This is a genomic window from Methylobacterium sp. Leaf94 (assembly GCF_001426045.1).
In the GTDB taxonomy this organism is placed as follows: Bacteria; Pseudomonadota; Alphaproteobacteria; order Rhizobiales; family Beijerinckiaceae; genus Methylobacterium.
This window is the reverse complement of record NZ_LMRM01000012.1, coordinates 25342-42298: the sequence shown is the minus strand read 5'-3', so window position 1 is coordinate 42298 and position 16957 is coordinate 25342. Positions and strand designations below refer to the sequence as shown.

Annotated in this window: 16 protein-coding genes and 1 tRNA gene; 10 read left to right on the top strand and 7 right to left on the bottom strand. The window is 71.5% G+C overall.

Features of this window, described 5'->3' with window-relative positions; all coding sequences use genetic code 11:
- Window positions 1-132 precede the first annotated feature (132 nt).
- The 7 genes from ASG63_RS08595 (at window position 133) to ASG63_RS08570 (ending at window position 4878) form a co-directional block, all read left to right on the top strand.
- Window positions 133-642: an META domain-containing protein gene (locus tag ASG63_RS08595; RefSeq protein ID WP_056214419.1), complete on the top strand. Its 510-nt coding sequence runs from the start codon at window positions 133-135 to the stop codon at window positions 640-642.
- Between the two features lie 129 nt (window positions 643-771).
- Window positions 772-945 (top strand): hypothetical protein, encoded by a 174-nt coding sequence (locus tag ASG63_RS25140; RefSeq protein ID WP_156389704.1) that lies wholly within the window; start codon window positions 772-774, stop codon window positions 943-945.
- Between the two features lie 255 nt (window positions 946-1200).
- Complete coding sequence (gene cysK, locus ASG63_RS08590) at window positions 1201-2178, top strand: cysteine synthase A (RefSeq protein ID WP_056214417.1); 978 nt, start codon at window positions 1201-1203, stop codon at window positions 2176-2178.
- A 206-nt stretch (window positions 2179-2384) separates the two neighbouring features.
- Entirely contained in the window at window positions 2385-3653 is a 1269-nt protein-coding gene (locus ASG63_RS08585; protein WP_056214413.1) for a DUF2254 domain-containing protein, read from the top strand.
- A 23-nt stretch (window positions 3654-3676) separates the two neighbouring features.
- Window positions 3677-3913, top strand: a complete 237-nt coding sequence (locus ASG63_RS08580; RefSeq protein ID WP_156394125.1) for a hypothetical protein — start codon at window positions 3677-3679, stop codon at window positions 3911-3913.
- Window positions 3914-3915: 2 nt separating this feature from the next.
- A complete protein-coding gene (locus ASG63_RS25930; protein WP_200957544.1) occupies window positions 3916-4341 on the top strand; it encodes a hypothetical protein in 426 nt (141 codons plus the stop codon).
- Between the two features lie 198 nt (window positions 4342-4539).
- A complete protein-coding gene (locus ASG63_RS08570) occupies window positions 4540-4878 on the top strand; it encodes a hypothetical protein (protein ID WP_244479854.1) in 339 nt (112 codons plus the stop codon).
- A 10-nt stretch (window positions 4879-4888) separates the two neighbouring features.
- Here ASG63_RS08570 and ASG63_RS08565 read toward each other — a convergent pair whose 3' ends face one another.
- Window positions 4889-5119, bottom strand: a complete 231-nt coding sequence (locus tag ASG63_RS08565; RefSeq protein ID WP_056214407.1) for a tautomerase family protein — start codon at window positions 5117-5119, stop codon at window positions 4889-4891.
- Window positions 5120-5478: 359 nt separating this feature from the next.
- Between ASG63_RS08565 and ASG63_RS08560 the strand changes: the two genes are divergently transcribed.
- A complete protein-coding gene (locus tag ASG63_RS08560; protein WP_056214402.1) occupies window positions 5479-6390 on the top strand; it encodes a methyltransferase domain-containing protein in 912 nt (303 codons plus the stop codon).
- A gap of 128 nt (window positions 6391-6518) precedes the next feature.
- On the opposite strand, the gene ASG63_RS08555 is transcribed toward ASG63_RS08560, so the two are convergent.
- Window positions 6519-7646: an acyltransferase family protein gene (locus tag ASG63_RS08555; RefSeq protein WP_056214399.1), complete on the bottom strand. Its 1128-nt coding sequence runs from the start codon at window positions 7644-7646 to the stop codon at window positions 6519-6521.
- A 419-nt stretch (window positions 7647-8065) separates the two neighbouring features.
- Between ASG63_RS08555 and nhaA the strand changes: the two genes are divergently transcribed.
- The gene (gene nhaA / locus ASG63_RS08550) at window positions 8066-9280 is read left to right on the top strand and encodes a Na+/H+ antiporter NhaA (RefSeq protein ID WP_056214395.1); all 1215 of its coding nucleotides are present in this window, start codon (window positions 8066-8068) and stop codon (window positions 9278-9280) included.
- A 275-nt stretch (window positions 9281-9555) separates the two neighbouring features.
- Here nhaA and ASG63_RS08545 read toward each other — a convergent pair.
- From ASG63_RS08545 to ASG63_RS08525, 5 genes are all read right to left on the bottom strand, one after another.
- A tRNA-Val gene (locus ASG63_RS08545) sits at window positions 9556-9630 on the bottom strand.
- Between the two features lie 14 nt (window positions 9631-9644).
- A complete protein-coding gene (locus ASG63_RS08540) occupies window positions 9645-11381 on the bottom strand; it encodes an ABC transporter permease (protein WP_056214392.1) in 1737 nt (578 codons plus the stop codon).
- Between the two features lie 202 nt (window positions 11382-11583).
- Window positions 11584-12621, bottom strand: coding sequence for an extracellular solute-binding protein (locus tag ASG63_RS08535; RefSeq protein ID WP_056214388.1), 1038 nt, complete (start codon window positions 12619-12621; stop codon window positions 11584-11586).
- A gap of 136 nt (window positions 12622-12757) precedes the next feature.
- Window positions 12758-13849: an ABC transporter ATP-binding protein gene (locus ASG63_RS08530; protein ID WP_056214383.1), complete on the bottom strand. Its 1092-nt coding sequence runs from the start codon at window positions 13847-13849 to the stop codon at window positions 12758-12760.
- Window positions 13846-14562 carry an alpha/beta fold hydrolase gene (locus ASG63_RS08525; protein WP_056214378.1) on the bottom strand — a complete coding sequence of 239 codons (717 nt, stop codon included), beginning with the start codon at window positions 14560-14562 and terminating at the stop codon, window positions 13846-13848. Before ASG63_RS08525 ends, ASG63_RS08530 begins: the two co-directional genes overlap by 4 nt.
- Window positions 14563-14658: 96 nt before the next feature.
- Here ASG63_RS08525 and ASG63_RS08520 point away from each other — a divergent pair, with 96 nt between their 5' ends.
- Window positions 14659-16905, top strand: a complete 2247-nt coding sequence (locus ASG63_RS08520) for a primosomal protein N' (RefSeq protein WP_056214374.1) — start codon at window positions 14659-14661, stop codon at window positions 16903-16905.
- Window positions 16906-16957: the final 52 nt, after the last annotated feature.

The window sequence follows — 16957 nt, the reverse complement described above, 5'->3', positions numbered from 1 at the left end:
TATCCGATTGGCCGCAGGGCCCGTCCTGTTCCGAGCGGTTCCGTGCGCACCAGCCGCGCCGAGCGCCGAGACAGGCCGGCAGGGTTGCAACGTTCGACGCGACGCGAAGCGCGCTTGTGAGGGGGCCAGACGATGAGAGCGATCCGAATCGCCATGGTGGCCGGCGCCATCGCGGCCGGGGCCATGACGGGAGCCATGACCACGGCGGCGACCGCCCAGATGGGGAACAACGTCACGGGCTTCGGCCGCGAGGGCCGCGAGAAGCCCGAGAAGAAGCAGTACGTTCCGGCGGCCAAGCCCCAGGAAAAGATCTTCCCCCTCGATGCCACCTGGACGGCGGTGAGCCTGAACGGCAAGCCCTTCGGCGGCAACGACCGCCCGAGCTTCACTATCGACAAGCAGTACCGGGCCCGCGGCTACGGCGGCTGCAACACCTTCGCGGCCACCGCCTTCCCGCTCAAGGAGCAGCACCTCGCGGTCGGCCCGCTCGCCCTGACCAAGAAGCCCTGCGACAAGGGCCTCGGCGCCAGCGAGCAGGACTTCTTCATCGCCCTGCGCACCGCCGGGCAGTGGGACCTCGTCGGATCTCAGCTGGTAATCAAGAGCCAGAAGGGCGAGCTGCGCTTCGACCGCGCCCTCTGAGCCGTCCGACGGTTTTAAGCTTCCATTGACGACGATCCGCGGTCGCGGCCGCGGATTTACCCGCCCTTCAAGCCCCACCGTGCCTCCTGAGCCCGGCCGCCGAGCGTTTCGGCGGATGGGGAGAACGCGATGGGCACCAGGGTGGAATGGACCACCGGCAGCAACGGCCTCCGGCCCGGGCTGCGCGAGGAGACCCGCTACACCTGGCCCCAGGGGCTCCATGCGGGCGCCGCGATGATCGTCACCGCCAGCCCGGTCGTCGCCACGATGGTGATGCTCTGCGCCGCCCTGTTGACGCACTGATCCCGGCCGCGCGCCCGGCAGATCGCCGGACGAAGAAATAACTTCTCCATTTCTCGACCACCGCAGGTGAAGACTACTCCAAGTCGGCAGCTTCGTTGCCGACGGAGAAGGATTGTCTTTGATCTCGGGTCTTTGTCGATTGCCTCGACAGAAACGACACGATATCTCCCGGCCCTGAGTTCGTTCCAGGGGGGATCCGGCACGCCCTTGCGCCGGCCTCCGGGACGCAATCCGCACGCTGTTCAGGAGAGATCTATGGCCGAGTCCCAGAGCCCCGCCTCGCCCCGCACGCCGGGCCACGGCCACATCTTCGGCTCGATCACCGAGACCATCGGCAACACGCCCCTGGTCCGTCTCAACCGGATCACCAAGGAGCACGGGGTCGATGCCGAGATCCTGCTCAAGCTCGAGTTCTTCAACCCGATCGCGAGCGTGAAGGACCGCATCGGCGTCAACATGATCGACGCCCTCGAGGCCTCCGGCAAGCTGAAGCCGGGCGGCACGCTGGTGGAGCCGACCTCCGGCAACACCGGCATCGCCCTCGCCTTCGTGGCGGCCGCGCGCGGCTACCGCCTCATCCTGGTCATGCCCGAGACCATGTCGCTGGAGCGCCGCAAGATGCTGGCCTTCCTGGGCGCCGAGCTCGCCCTGACCCCCGGCCCGCAGGGCATGAAGGGCGCCATCGCCAAGGCCGAGGAACTCCTCAACGAGATCCCGGGCGCGATCATGCCCCAGCAGTTCTCGAACCCGGCCAACCCCGAGATCCACCGCAAGACGACGGCCGAGGAGATCTGGAACGACACCCAGGGCCATCTCGACGCCTTCGTTGCCGGCGTCGGCACGGGCGGCACCATCACGGGTGTCGGCTCGGTCCTGAAGCCGCGCCTGCCCGGCCTGAAGATCGTCGCCGTCGAGCCCACCGACTCGCCGGTCATCTCCGGCGGCCAGCCCGGGCCCCACAAGATCCAGGGCATCGGCGCCGGCTTCATCCCCGACAACCTCGACAAATCGATCATCGACGAGGTCATCACGGTCTCGAACCAGGAGGCCTTCGACACCGCGCGTCAGCTGTCGCGTCTCGAGGGCATTCCCGGCGGCATCTCCACCGGCGGCAACGTGGCCGCGGCCCTGAAGCTCGCCGCACGCCCCGATTTCCGCGGCAAGCGCATCGTCACCGTCGCCTGCTCCTTCGCCGAGCGGTACATCTCCTCGGCCCTGTTCGACGGCCTCTGATACGGGGTCCGCTCGATCGAAGCGGTGCCCGGATCGTCGAACCGGCGCGGCGCTTGATCGGAGCCCAAGTCCGCCATCCCGTGGGGATCAAGCGGATTTGGGATCAGAACCGCACGGGCGCTCCGGGCCTCGCTCCCGGAGCGCCCGAAGGTCGCGTATCCGGCTCGCGAGCCCTGCCCCGCGAGGCTCGCCCGAGAGCCGCCGTCATGTCCACCGCCCTCTATGCCCTCCGCCGCTGGGGGCGGCGCCCCTTCATCCGCGTCGGCGCCTTCAGCGTCGGCGGCGTCGGGGCCGCCCTGGTCTCGGCCGTCCTGGCGCCGATGGTGCCGGCGGACCTCGGCGCCTCGATCGGTGCGGACGCCGTCGACCAGATCCTCTCCGTCCTGGCGACCAGCATGCTGCCGGTGGCGACGTTCTCGCTCTCCACCATCGTGCAGGCCTATGGCGGGGCCACCAACACCGTGACGCCCCGCGCCGTGACCCTGCTGATGCGCGACACCCGTGCGCAAACGGCCGTCGCGAGCTTCATCGGCGCCTTCGTCTACAGCGTCGTCGGCCTCATCGCCCTCAAGACCCATGTCTACGGCAGCCAGGGACGGGTGATCCTGTTCGGCCTGACCCTGCTGGTCCTCGTCAGCGTGGTGGCGACGCTGGTGCGCTGGATCGACACCCTGTCGCATCTCGGCCGGGTCGGCGAGACCATCGGCGCCATCGAGGCCGCGGCCGGCGATGCCCTGGGGCGGCGCGCCGCGGCGCCCCATCTCGGCGGCCTGCCCTGGCAGCCGGCACCGCCCGGCGCGACCCGGATCGCCGCCGCAGCGACGGGCTACGTCCAGCACGTCGATGCGGCCCGGCTCGACGCGCTGGCCGGGGCCCACGGCCTCACCCTCCACCTCGCGGCCCTGCCGGGCGCCTTCGTCCACCCCGGACGCCTCCTGGTGGCGGTCGATGGCGCCGTCGACGACGGCCTGCGGGACCGGATCACCGAGGCCTTCGTCGTCGGCGACCGGCGCAGCTTCGACGACGATCCGCGCTTCGGGCTCATCGTCCTCGCGGAGGTGGCCCAGCGCGCCCTGTCGCCGGCGGTCAACGATCCCGGGACGGCCGTCGCTGTCATCGGCACCCTGGTGCGCGTGCTCGGCCTCTGGGACGCGCGCCGCGCCGTCGCGCCCGAGGCGCGGATCTATCCGCATCTGCGCGTGCCCGGCCTCGGCGCCGACGACCTTCTCGCGGATGCCTTCGACCCCATCGCCCGCGACGGCGCGTCGGACGTGACGATCGGCCTGCGGCTGCAGAAGGCCCTCGCCGCCCTCGCGGATCTCGGGAGTCCGGCCGTCCGGGCGGCCGCCCACGCGCAGGCCGACTTGGCCCTCCTGCGCGCCGAGGCGGCGCTGCCGCTCGAGGCCGACCGGGCCCGCCTTCGCGAGGCCCGCGCCGCCTGGAGCGAAGCAACCTCGGGGCTGGCGCCGGGTTGAGCCTGCAACAGCAGGAGGAGATCATGACCGACGAGCCGCGCGCGGGCAGCGCGCCGAAGGAGATGGACGCCGACCGCCACGCCGGGACGCCGACGCAGGGCGCGCCCCCCGGATCCGAGCCTGCGGTGCAGGGCGGCGAGGCGCCCCCCGCGACCGTGGAGGAGATCGGCGCGGCCGCGCGGAAGACCGAAACCTCGGGCGCGGCCCGCGAGGCCATCGACCGCGCCACCGCGCCCAACGGCCAGGATGCGGGGGCGTAGGCATGCCGAACGATCACATCCCCATCGTGGGCACGCGCAAGCCCGATTCCGATGTCGGAAAGCCCGGCGACCCGGCCGTCGCCGGCGGCGGCCAGTCGGCCGATCAGGCCGCGATCACCCGGCAGGGCCCCGGCGGTCAGACGGATACGGCCCGCAACGCCGCCTGGGACGGCGCTCCGAAGGGGCGCAATCCCACGCCGGCCGGCGGTTCGTCCGACGGACAGTCCGACCGGCCCCATTCCCCCCTGCCACCCCCGAGGAGTGACGCGATGACAGGCTCCGACGACAAGGATCCGCCCAAGGACAAGCCGGCCAACACGGCGCCGGACGCGGTGATGGATCCCAACGAGAAGACCGACGGCAAGCCCGGAAAGGGTCCGAAGGGCGGTGCGCAGCCGGACGGCGAGACCGATCCTGGCGGCGGCTAGGACACGTCCCCCGGCCGGCGGGCCTGGGTCGGACGCTGCGCGAGCCTGAACCCGGCTCCTGGGTTCGGGCCTTCGTCGCCCGGCGCGGCGGAAATGCCGCCGTCGGAACTCAACGAACTGGTGAGAAACGCGCGGTATACAGGGCCTGACATGCGCGACGCGCGTCGAAGTCGCGCGATCCAGACAGGGAGATTGCGGGTGAGTGCCGCTCCAGCGTCATCGATCCGGGCCGGGGCGCCCCCCGACCGGCTGCCCGAGCTGTCGCGGCTGGCCGCCCTCTTCGCGCGGACCGTGCTCGACGCGCAGATCCAGGGCCGTCCCGTCCCGGACGACCAGATCCGCTTCCTGCTCGATGCGGCCCTGCTCTTGAACGAGTACGGCGCCGAGCTGCCCTCTCCCCTCGATCAGATCATGCAGGATGCCAGCGCGCCGAAGGCCTCCGAGCCGTCGGCCGACCGGCCGGCGCCGGACGCCCGGGACGACGATGCCGGCCGCCTCGCCTGGCTGCTGCGCCCGTTCCAGGGATCGAAAGGATGAGGGCCGGGGCTCAGGGCAGGGTGTAGCCCGGCTTCTTGAACAGGGTCTCGGGCCGGCCGACGATCTCGGGGCGGTAGACCTGCGCCTCCCAATCCGCCTGGGCCACGTCCTCGATCGACACCGAGATCGCCCGCTCGGCGGTTCCGGCACTGGCCATCAGGGCGGCCGCGATGGCCTCGGCCATCTCCGTCTTCTCGGCGTCGGTCTTGCCCGGGTACATCTTCACGGTCACGTGCGGCATGGCGATTCGGTCCTGACGGCGGCTGGACGGACGGGAGACCGCCCGTCGCGGGGTCCATGCCAGGACGGGGGCGGGCGGACAAGGTCCGGATGCTCCCGTCCGCGGCCTCGTGCCGATCGGAAGGTCCGGCATCGACCGGTCCGTGATGTTGGGCCCCTGATGCTCCGACCTCCCTGCGACCGGATGCGGGACGGGAAACGGGCCCTCCAGCAAGGGCGCCGATCGCCGACACAACCCTGACTCATGTCTTCAGCCAGAACGCTCAGCGCAGGTTGTGCGAGATCGCGGACGGGTTCATGGTCACCCGGAATCAGGCCGCTCCGGCGGTAGCGCGATTCTCCCAAGTGGACCGAGGCACCATGAACTATCACGGCTACCTGGACAAATTCGCGGTCGTCGGACGATGCCTGTATGCCGAGGGCTGGGCCAACAGCTTTCAGCCGGAATTGTATTATGATGGCGCGTTACTGAAGACCGAGCATCAGACCGTCCTGCGGCCGGACCTTGTGACCGTGTTCGGACCGGACTCCGTCAATTGGGGCTTCGTCCTCGTGGCCATCGTCCCCCACCTACACGTTGATCGGACGAAGTTCACGCTGCGATTCAGCGAAGGCTTCGTCTTGAAAGACCCGTCCGGAGGGTTCTCCAACCCTGGCGATCGGCTTTTCCAGGTGATGGTGGATCGCTTCTGCGGGGAAGTTGCCGAGCGTCGGGGAAGCATGCTGGAGATCGGCAGTCGGGCGCGCAGCGGCGTCAGCTACCGTTCCTGGTTTCCGGCCGACATCGAACACCTGGGAATCGACATCACGGATGGGCCGAATGTCGACACCGTCTGCGATGCGCATCATCTCAGTCGGCGCGTCGACCGAACCTTCGACTTCGCTTTCTCCATGGCGGTGTTCGAACATCTCCTCATGCCGTGGAAAGTGGCATTGGAGATGAACAAGGTGCTTCGTCAGGGCGCCCTGGGGCTCATCATCTCGCACGCCGCGTGGCCCCTGCACGAGGAGCCCTGGGACTTCTTCCGCTTCTCGAAGGAGAGTTGGCGGGGTATCTTCAACGCACATACCGGCTTCGAGGTCGTGGACGCGCAGTATCGCTATCCTGCCTCCATCGTGCCGGACTACATCAACGATACGAATTTCCAACAGATGAGTCTTGGGCCGACCTACCTCCTCAGCGGATGCATCATCCGGCGAACCGGTCCCGCACGGGTGGAGTGGAACGCGGAGGTCGCGGATGTCTACGACTTATCCTACTCGCATGCCTGAGATGGCCCGTCGGGCAGGCCGAGCGCCATCACCCGGGGCGCGCCTCCCCGGCGCAACCGTTCTCCGGGAGGGATCGTCCCGCTGACGGACAGGGCAGAGGGCCTCGCCGCGTCGCCCCGGCGGCGGGCTCAGATCTCGGAGCGTCCGAGCAGCGGAGCGACCGGGGGGCGCGCGTCCCGCCCTGCGTCGGAGGTCGACAGGAGGTGGCGACGGATGACGTGGCGGCCCAGCGCGATGGCGGGCGCTTCGATCCAGCGATAGACCAGCGCCGCGACCGCGACGGTCGCGAGTGCCGTCGTGGCCGCGAACAGGTGGATCGGGACGACCGGCGCGTACCCGGCCAGCGCATGCTCGAGCACCCCTTGGACCACCGGCCCGAACAGGTAGATCGAGTAACTGATGGCGCCCAGGTAGGTGAACAGCCGCCCCTCGATGCGCAGCGTCAGGGACAGCAGGGCGAACAGCGCCATCGCGGCCCAGTAGGTGACGAGGTACTTCACCCAGTTCTCGTGAAAGCCCATGTCGCGCCCGTAGGCCAGCACGGACGCCAGCGGGATCGCACAGACGAGGGCGCCGGTGACCACGGCGAGCGCGGTGCCCCAGCCCGGCCGGCGCTCGAGGACGTGGTAGCGCAGGCAGAGTCCCCAGAACATCACCGCCAGGGACAGGGGCACGGCCACCGGGAATTTCCGCTCGAGGACGAAGCGCAGGGCGGCGAGGCCGAGGGCGGCCGCGATCAGGGCCAGGGCCGACAGCACGACGCCGACGGCATCGTCGAGACGCCCGAGGACGAAGAGCCCGACGCAGAGGCCGTAGAAGATCAGCTCGATCTGCAGGGTCCAGTACAGGGCGATGATGTTCTCCACGCCGAGGAACTGCTGGAGCATCGTGATGTTGGCGGGCACGAGCACGGCGGGGATGTCACGGCCCGGCCACACGAACAGGACCAGCAGCCCGCAGGGGATCGAGAGCCAGTAGGCGGGGTAGAGGCGGAAGAACCGCGACACGGCGAAGGCGAGGATCGGCCGGTCTCCCCCCTTGAACAGCGAGAAGGGCACCACGAAGCCCGACACCGCGAAGAACAGCGTCACGGCGATCTTCCCGACATCGATGTACTCGGTCAGCCCGGACAGGACGAGGCGCTCGAGGGGAAACGGACCGAGCTGCGTCTTCAACCCGAACTCGACGGTATGGGCGTAGATGACCGCCAGGGCGGCCAGACCACGGATCGAGTCGATGCTGTGCAGGCGGCGCATGGCGACAGTCGGTGTTGCGCCCCGATCATCGAGGGCCCTGCAGGGATTGCAGGTGGCGTCCGTTTCGACAAGGTCCTTCGCGCCCCTTGGTAAACGCACGGCGCGTCTTGGCGGGGTCCTGCGTCCGGGAGAGATTGCGGACGACCCACGCTTTCTCTGAACGCAACTGTCTTCGGGGACCCAGCACAGGACAAGCGCCAGGGATAAATACGTGCATTCCAAGTATCCCGGAGCTCAAGGACCCGGGAGACAGAGCCGAGGAGGCGTGGAGCGATGGGGCGTGGCCGAGGGCCGTTCGGGGGATCCGGCATGCTCGCGCCCCACGAGCCTCGGCGCAGGGGGACGGGGGCGCCGAGGCGTTCATCGGTTCACCGGCGGCCGCGGTTGTGTCCCGGCCCAGGTGTCGTAAGGAAAGAACCATGCAAGCTCCTGCCCCGCTCCGCCGGCCGTTCTCGGCCTTCCGGTCGATGCTCACCTCCGAGGCGGGCGGCGGCCTCGTCCTGATGGCGAGCGCGGTGCTCGCCCTCGTGGTGGCGAATTCGCCCCTGGCGGAGCGCTACTTCGCGGTCCTGCAGACCAAGGTCGGGGGCTTGAGCGTCCTGCACTGGATCAACGACGCCCTGATGGCGCTGTTCTTCCTGCTCGTCGGTCTCGAGATCAAGCGCGAGATGCTGGATGGGCGCCTGCGGACCTGGCCGGACCGGATCCTGCCCGGCCTCGCCGCCCTCGGCGGCATGGCGGCGCCGGCCCTGGTCTACGTGGCGGTGAACCGGCACTCGCCGGAGACCCTCCGCGGCTGGGCGATTCCCGCCGCCACCGACATCGCCTTCGCCCTCGGCATCCTGGCCCTGCTCGGCTCCCGGGTGCCGGTCTCGCTCAAGGTGTTCCTCACCGCCCTGGCGATCCTCGACGACCTCGGCGCGGTGCTCATCATCGCGCTGTTCTACACCGCCGACCTGTCCCTGCCGATGCTGGGCGGGGCGGCCGCGACCCTGGCGGTGCTCTACGGCCTGAACCGGGCCGGCATCAGCCGCCTCGCGCCCTACCTCGTCCTCGGCGCGGTGCTGTGGGTCTTCGTCCTGAAATCCGGGGTGCACGCCACGGTGGCGGGCGTGCTCCTGGCCCTGACGATCCCCCTGCGGCTCAGCATCGGCCGGCCGGACGATCCGACCTCGCCCCTGCACCGGCTGGAACACGCGCTCCATCCCTGGTCGGCCTACCTGATCCTGCCGATCTTCGGCTTCGCCAATGCGGGCGTGTCGCTGGCGGGCTTCACGCCCGCGATGCTGCTCGACCCCGTGACCCTCGGGGTCACCCTCGGTCTGGTCGTCGGCAAGCAGCTCGGCGTGTTCGGCTTCGTCTTCGCGGCGGTGAAGCTCGGGCTCGCCCAGCGGCCGGCGGGGGCCGGATGGATGCAGGTCTACGGGGTCTCGCTCCTCTGCGGCATCGGCTTCACCATGAGCCTGTTCATCGGCCTCCTGGCCTTCGCCGACGCGCCGGACCTCGAGGCCGAGACCAAGGTCGGCGTGCTGGCCGGATCGATCGTCTGCATGGCGGCCGGCGCCCTCGTCCTGCTGGTCGCGCCCCGCCGCCGGGTCGGAGCTCCGAAGACCCGATCCGTCGAGGTCGCCTGAGACGCCCCGAGCGCTCCCGGATCCCGCACCCGAGCGCCGCAAGGCGCGCGGAAAGCGTCGGCCCCCGTCCCGGTCGTCGCCCCTGGGGGCTGCCTGAGGAAGAGGGGAGCCAGCCATGCCCGTCCTCGTCGCCGCGGGCGTCCCGAATATGGTCCAGGCGGGGGCGAGCCCTCCGTCGCGGGCGTGTCCTGGACCGGCGGCGCCATGGGCGGCCTCGGACTCGTGTCGGTGTTTGGGATTGGGTCGCCGAAGCAGCGGGGAGGCTTCGAGGGAAATGGTGGGCGCGACAGGGATCGAACCTGTGACCCTTCGCGTGTGAAGCGAATGCTCTCCCGCTGAGCTACGCACCCGGACCGAGGGCCTTCTAGGGCGAGGGGCGCGGCCGCGTCAAGCGCTGATCGGCAGGTTCTGCGTCGGCTTCGCGGCGCGGGGTCCCGAGGCGGAGCAGGATCACCACCGGCACGAGCCCGACGGCGACGATGAGGAGGGCCGCCACCGTACCGTCCTCGTAGGTGCCGCGCGCGGCCTCGCCGTAGAGATGGGTCGCCAGGGTCTCGACGTTGAGGGGCCGCAGCAGCAGGGTCGCGGGCAGTTCCTTGACGCAGTCCACGAAGACCAAGAGCGCGCCGCTGAGCACCGCCGGCCAGGCCAAGGGCAATTGGACCCGCCACAGGGTCGCGCCCGGCCCGCGCCCCAGCATCCGCCCGGCATCGGGCAGGCTGCGGGGCACGCGGGCCAGCCCGGCCTCGCAGGTGCCGATGCTGACCGCGAGGAAGCGGACGAGGTAGGCGGTGACGAGGGCCCCGCCGGTGCCGAGGCCGATCAGCGCCGGGGCGACGCCGAAGAGCCGCGTCGTCCCCGCCGACAGAGTGGCGTCGGCCCAGGCCAGGGGCCCGAGGAGACCGATGGCCAGGATCGCGCCGGGGAGCGCGTAGCCGAGGCTCGCCACCCGGATCAGCGCCTCGCCCCAGCGCCGGGCAACGAGGCGCGGCCCCGCCGCCACCACGAAGCCCAGGGCGGCGGCGATCACGGTCGCGGCGCCCGCATACAGCAGGGTGTGGCCGATCTCCGCCAGGATCGTCTCCGGCAGCCCGCTGCGCCACACCCGACGCAGGGCGGCCTGCACGAGGTAGGTCGCGGGAATCGCGAAGCCGACGGCCACGGGCACGAGGCCGAGGGCCAGGGCGGACGCGGCGCGCAGGCCCCTCAGCCGCTGCCGGGCGAGGCGGCGCGGGCGCTGGGCGCCGCTCGAGAAGCCGCGCCCGGCCCGGGCCCAGCGCTCCAGGGCCACCAGGGCGACGACGGCCACCAGCATGACGAGGGCGATCTGGGCCGCACCGGCGAGATCCGAGCGGTTCACCCAGGTAGCGTAGACCTGGACCGTCAGGGTGCGCACCCCGAGGAATTCCGCCGCACCGATGTCGTTCAGGGCCTCCATCAGGGCGAGGCTCGCGCCCAGGGCGATGGCCGGCCGCGCCATCGGCAGGGCGACCCGCAGGAAGGTGGCGGAGGGCCGACGCCCGAGCATCCGCGCCGCCTCGATGAGGTTGGCGGCCTGCATCAGGAACAGGGCCCGGGTCGGCAGGTAGACGTAGGGGTAGAGCACGAAGCCGAGGAGGAGGATGCAGCCGGGCAGCGAGCGGATCTCCGGCAGCACGAAATCGCGCGGGCGGGTATAACCGAGGAGGTCGCGCAGGGTGGTCTGCACCGGGCCGATCGGGTGCATCAGGTCGAGATACGCGAAGGCGACGATGTAGGTCGGCACCGCCATCGGCAGGAGCAGCCCGGCCTCCAGCAGGCGCCGGCCGGGGAAGTCGTAGGCCGCCACGAGCCAGGCGGAGCCCGCCCCCAGCACCACCACCAGCACGCCCACCCCGGCGAGCAGCAGGGCGGTGTCGCGCAGGGCCTGGGGCAGCACGTGGGCGACGAGGTGGGGCCAGAGCGCGGCGCCGCCCGCCCCCGCTCCGCTTCCGTCGCCCGCCGCAAACACGAGGGCGACGACCGGGCTCAGCACCAGGGCGCAGAGCAGCAGGGCGGCGACGCCCCAGGCGAGGCCGCGGGGATGGGCGATGGGCGGGAGGGCGGGGGCGACCCCGGTCATGCTGGTCTCAAGGACGTTTTCCGTTGGATCGGCCGACGGTGTGGGCGCTCCTCCCGCAAGGACCGACCGGCTCACGCGCCGTAGCGGTCATGCGCGCGTCCCTCTCCCCTCCGCGGGAGGGGGTGGCCCGCGTCGGCGGGTCGGGTGGGGGAGCGACCGCTCCGGAGGGGGCGCCCCCTCACCCGCCTGCGCCGCAGGCTCCTCAGTTGTCGAAACCCACCGTGTCGAGGAGGAGGCTCGCCGCCTTGCGGTTGCGGGCGATCTCGACGAGCGGCACGGAATCGATGGTCAGGGGGCCCAGCGCCGTGAGGAGCGGGTCGATCGGCGCGCCGGCCTTCACCGGATACTCGTAATCGGCCTTGGCGTAGAGCCCCTGGGCCTCGTCGGAGACGAGGTATTCGAGGAGCTTGACCGCCTCGTCGCGGTTGGGGGCGTTCCTGGCCACCACCGCGCCGGAGATGTTCACGTGGGTGCCGCCGCCCGCGAAGGTCGGCATCACCACCTTGATGCCCTCGCCCCACGTCCGCTGCTCGGGGCCGCCGCGGCCGGAGCGCATCAGGCCGACATAGTAGGAATTGCCGAGGCCGATCTTGCAGGTGTCGGCGAGGATGTCGCGGGCGACGTCCCGGTCGCCGCCGGCGGGCTTGCGGGCGAGGTTGGCCTTCAGGGCCCGCAGCCAGGCCTCGGTCTTCTCCGGGCCGTGCTTGACGAGATAATGGGCGATGAGCGCCGTGTTGTAGGGGTGCTGGCCCGCGCGCAGGCAGAGGCCGCCCTTCCAGGTCGGGGCGGCCAGCCCCTCGTAGGTGATGGCCGTGAGGTCGGCGAGGTCCTTGTCGGCGTAGAGCACCCGGGCCCGCATGGAGAGGGCGAACCAGCGGCCCTCGGCGTCGCGCAGGGTAGCGGGCACCGCCGCCTCCAGCACGCCCGAGCGCACCGGCTGGGCGAGGTCGCGGTCGACGAGGTCGATGAGGTTGCCGACATCCACGGTCATCAGCACGTCGGCCTTGGCACGGGCGCCCTCGGCCGCCACGCGCTCGGCGAGGCCCTTCTCGACGAACACCGTATTGACGGTGACGCCGCTCTTGGCGGTGAAGGCGTCGAGCAGGGGCCGGATCAGGCCGGGTTCGCGGGTGGTGTAGAGGTTGACCTCGGCGGCCGACGCCGTCCCGACGAGGGCCGCGAGGGCCAAACCCGTCAACGCGCAGCCAGCGAACCCGATTGCCTTGATCCCACCCGCCATGGCCGACACCCTTCCGTCAGAACGTGGCGGGTGTTCAGAAGCATCGGCGAGAAAAACACAAGCGCGATGTTTTGGACTTAAAACAATTCGAAACTATTACCCCGGATCGAGCGCAAGCTCGGCCCGGGCCTGTGTTTTAATCCATCTCGTTCGCAAAAATAAACCCGCGGTCCGGATCGAGGCTCAGGCCGACCGCATCTCCCGGCTCGCGCGGGTCGTCCGCCGGCACGGGCAGGTGCAGGGGCTCGGGCAACCCGTCCGCCGACAGGCTCAGGAGGGCGGCGGCCCCGAGGAAGCGGCGCGCCCGCACCACGGCCCGGAGGGACGCCCCCGCCGCGCCGAGGCGGATCGCCTCCGGGCGCAGGCACAGGGTCACGGCGGCCCCCTCGGCGTGGCCCGGCGCGGGAACCAGGCCGAACGGCGTCGCCACGGTGCCGGAGCGGCAGGTCCCGTCGATCTCGACGAGGTCGCCGAAGAAGCGGGCGGCGAAGCGCGTGGCAGGGCGGCAATACAGGTCCGGCCCGGTGCCGACCTGCACGATGCGCCCCCGCCGCATCAGGGCGATGCGGTCGGCGAAGCCCAGGGCCTCCTCGGGGTCGTGGGTGACGAGGAGCGTCGTGGCGCCGCTGGCGCGCAGGACCGCCAGGGTGTCGTCGCGGACCCGGTCGCGGGTGCGCCGGTCGAGGTTCGAGAAGGGTTCGTCGAGGAGGAGGACGCGCGGCCCCGGGGCCAGGGCGCGGGCCAGGGCCACGCGCTGGCTCTCGCCGCCCGAGAGGGTGCCGGGATAGCTCTTGGCCCGGTCGGCGAGGCCGACCTGCTCCAGCCGCGCCTGCACCAGGGCGCGGGCCTCGGCGGCGGACCTGCCCTGGACGCTTTTGCCGTGAAGGCCGAAGCGGACGTTCTCCGCCACGGTGAGATGCGGAAACAGGGCATAGTCCTGGAACATCAGACCGACGCCGCGCGCCTCCGGCGGGACGCCGCGGCCGTCCTCGCTCAGCAAGGTGCCGTCGAGGCGGATCGTGCCGGTCTCCGGCTGCTCGAGACCGGCGATGGCCCGCAGGAGCGTACTCTTGCCGCAGCCGGAATCGCCGAGCAGAGCCAGGATCTCGCCGGGCCGGACCTGGAAGGCGATGTCGGCAAGCGCCTGCACCGCGCCGAAGCGCAGGCCGATGCCACGCAACTCGAGGCGCGGCGGCACGGGGTCGGGCGGGGGCGCATCGAGGCTCATGCGCGCCTTGTGTCACCGCGGGCGGACGGCGAAAACCCTCCGGTGCGCAGGAAGCGCAGGGTCTCGGCGATGACCGCGGGATTGCGCATCATCAGGCCGTGGCTGGTCGGCAGGGTGATGTGGTCGGCCATCCCGGCGACCCGGGTGCGCGCGACGGTGACCCGGCCGTCATCGGGACCCGGCAGCATCAGCCAGGATTCCAGGGGATAGAGCGTGCGGTCGCCCGCGATGATCCCGAGGGGGAAATCGACGGGGCCGAGGCAGTTGCGCAGGCTTTCGTCCGGTTTGGTGGTCAACTGGGCGCCGGCCGGGCCGAAGACCCGGCGATAGGCGCGCAGGGTGTGAAGGCGGTCGGCGACCTCGCTGCCACCATTCGGCGGCCCCAGCATCACCACCCGTCCGAGATTGGCCGGCCGGTCTTCGCGAAGCCAGGCCCGGGCGAGCAGCCCGCCCATCGAGTGGGTGACCACGTGGAGGGTCCGTACCCGGGCCGCGAAGGCGGCGACGGGCGGTCCGATGATGCCTGCGAGATCCGCGAGATCCGCCTTGCGGGAGGGATAATCGAGGTTCAGCGTCACGAACCCGGCGGCCCGGACGGCGCGCTCCAGCCGGGCCAGGGACGCGGCCCGCCGGGCGAGGCCATGCAGGAGCAGCACCCCCTCGGGGGCCGGATCGCCGGCCGTGCCGGAGGCCGGGGGTTCGGGTCCGTCCATCCTGGGTCGCCTCCGGGCAATGATCGGCGGCACGGCGGTCGCGCATTGCCTCCGGCATGCTTATATTCCGGTTATGTTCCGTCAAAGCCCCGCCCGATGCCCTGCGTCGCCGAGATCCTGATCCCGCTGGCGCTGGACAGCGCCTACAGCTATGCCGTGCCGGCCGGGCTCGACCTCTCGGTCGGCGAGGTCGTGCAGATCCCCCTCGGGCCGCGCGAGACGGTGGGGGTGGTGTGGGGCGTGCGCCAGAGCCCCGGCGGCTCGAACCTGCGGCCGGTGACCGGCCGGGTCGACGTGCCGGCCCTGCCGGACGCCTTGCGCGAACTCGTCGACTGGCTCGCCCGCTACACCCTGGCGCCGAAGGGCTCGGCCCTGGCCATGGCCCTGCGGCTGCCCGACGAATCGGCCCTGAGCGAGACCGTGCGGGTCGGGGTGCGGGCCTCCGGCAAGGCGCCGTCCCGGCCGACCGCCGCCCGCACCAAGGTGCTGGCCGTGGCGGCGGACGGGGCGATGCGGGCCAAGAGCGCGCTCGCCAAGGAGGCGGGCGTTTCGTTGAGCGTGGTCGACGGCCTGATCGACGACGGCGCCCTCGAGGCCCTGGCCCTGGCGCCCGAGCCGGTCGCCCTGCCGCCGGACCCGGACCACGCCCGCGTGCCCCTCTCGGAGGCGCAGGAGGCGGCGGTGCGGGAGCTCGACGCGCTGATGAACCCCGGCCCCGCCGAGCCCGCGCCGACGGACGCGATCGGCGATCCCCTGCCGGCCGACGGCAAGGTCGCGCCGCCCGGCGTGGCGCACAAGGCGCCGACCGTGCTGCTGGAGGGCGTCACCGGCTCGGGCAAGACCGAGGTGTATTTCGAGGCAGTGGCCGATTGCGTCCGGCGCGGCCACCAGGCGCTGATCCTGATGCCCGAGATCGCCCTGACGGCGCAGTTCCTCGACCGCTTCGCCGAGCGCTTCGGCGTGCGTCCGGCGACCTGGCACTCGGGCGTCGGGGGCAAGCGCCGCGAGCGCATCCGCGCCGGGGTCACGGCGGGCGAGATCGCCGTGGTGGTGGGCGCCCGCTCGGCCCTGTTCCTGCCCTTCGCGGATCTGGGGCTCATCGTGGTCGATGAGGAGCACGAGGCCGCCTACAAGCAGGAGGACGGGGTGCACTACCACGCCCGCGACATGGCGGTGGTGCGCGGGCGGATCGAGAACTGCCCGGTGGTGCTGGCCTCGGCCACCCCGTCGATCGAGACGCGGGTCAATGCCGAGCGCGGGCGCTACCTCCGGGTCGCCCTGCCCGAGCGCTTCGGCGGCCGGCGCCTGCCCGACATCGCCGCCATCGACATGCGCGCCGACAAGCCCGAGCGGGGCCGCTTCATCGCCCCGGCCCTGGTGGCGGCGGTGCGCGAGACCGTGGAGTCCGGCGATCAGGCCCTGCTGTTCCTCAACCGGCGCGGCTACGCGCCCCTGACCCTGTGCCGGGCCTGCGGCCACCGCTACCAGTGCCGCAACTGCTCGACCTGGCTGGTGGAGCACCGCTTCCGCCGGGCCCTGGTCTGCCACCAGTGCGGCTATGCCGAGCGGCGCCCGGATTCCTGCTCGGAATGCGGCACCTTCGACAACCTCACCCCCTGCGGCCCCGGGGTGGAGCGCATCGCCGAGGAGGTGGCCGAGCTCTTCCCGGACAAGCGCGTCATCGTGCTGTCGAGCGATTTTCCCGGCGGGGCCGAGCGCCTGCGGGCCGAGCTCCAGACCGTGGCGGAGGGCGGCTGCGACATCGTCATCGGCACGCAGCTCGTGGCCAAGGGCCACAACTTCCCGCACCTGACCCTGGTGGGCGTCCTCGACGCCGATATCGGCCTGACCTCCGGCGATCCCCGCGCGGCCGAGCGCACCTTCCAGCTTCTGCAGCAGGTCACCGGCCGGGCCGGGCGCGGCGAGAAGCCGGGCCGCGCCCTGCTCCAGACCTACCAGCCCGACCATCCGGTGATTGCGGCGCTGCTCTCGGGGGATTCGGAGCGCTTCTACGAGGAGGAGATCGGCGCCCGCGAGGCCGCCGGCCTGCCGCCCTTCGGCCGGTTGGCCGCCCTCATCGTCTCGGCGAACGAGCGCGAGGTGGCCGAGGCCCACGGGCAGGCCCTGGCGCGGGCCGCCGAGCCGCCGGAGGGCGTGATGGTGCTGGGGCCGGCCGAGGCGCCGCTCGCGCTGATCCGCGGGCGCTACCGCTTCCGGCTACTGGTGAAGACCGAGCGCACCGTCGACCTGCAGACCTACCTGCGCGAGTGGCTGGCGCGGGGCCCGAAGGTTCGCGGCAACGTGAAGGTCGCCATCGACGTGGACCCGCAGAGTTTCCTATAACGCTGGCCCGACGTTCGCTTGGGTAGCGTTCGATCCCCTGAGGAGTGCCCCA